The sequence below is a fragment of the Microtetraspora sp. AC03309 genome, assembly GCF_020826795.1.
Taxonomy (GTDB): Bacteria; Actinomycetota; Actinomycetes; order Streptosporangiales; family Streptosporangiaceae; genus Microtetraspora; species Microtetraspora glauca.
The window spans coordinates 1-385 of sequence record NZ_JADDIL010000641.1 but is presented as its reverse complement, the minus strand read 5'-3'; the positions used below and the strand labels follow the sequence as shown (position 1 = coordinate 385).

Annotated in this window: 1 pseudogene; it reads right to left on the bottom strand. The window is 64.7% G+C overall.

The window, feature by feature from the left end:
* Positions 1–63: 63 nt before the first annotated feature.
* Positions 64–385 (bottom strand): annotated as a pseudogene (locus IMZ11_RS44735) ((2Z,6E)-farnesyl diphosphate synthase); the annotation flags it as partial.

Here is a 385-nt window from a genome sequence, read left to right as displayed (position 1 = left end):
GCCACCAGCTGAGCGTGAAGACCACTGCCGACAGCGCAGCCATGGTTCAAGTTTGGCACGCCCCTACTTGCCGAAGCGACGATGCCGGGCGGTGTAATCGCGCAACGCGCGCAGGAAGTCCACGCGGCGGAATGCCGGCCAGTACGCCTCGGTGAACCACATCTCCGAATATGCGCTCTGCCACAACAGGAATCCGGACAGACGTTGCTCACCTGAGGTGCGGATGACGAGGTCCGGGTCGGGCTGCCCGGAGGTGTAGAGGTTCTCCGAGATCCCGTCGACCGTGACGGCTTCAACGAGCTGCTCGGCCGTGGCACCGTTCGCCAGTTCCTTGGACAGCAGTGACCGCACGGCATCGACGATCTCCTGGCGTCCGCCGTAGGCG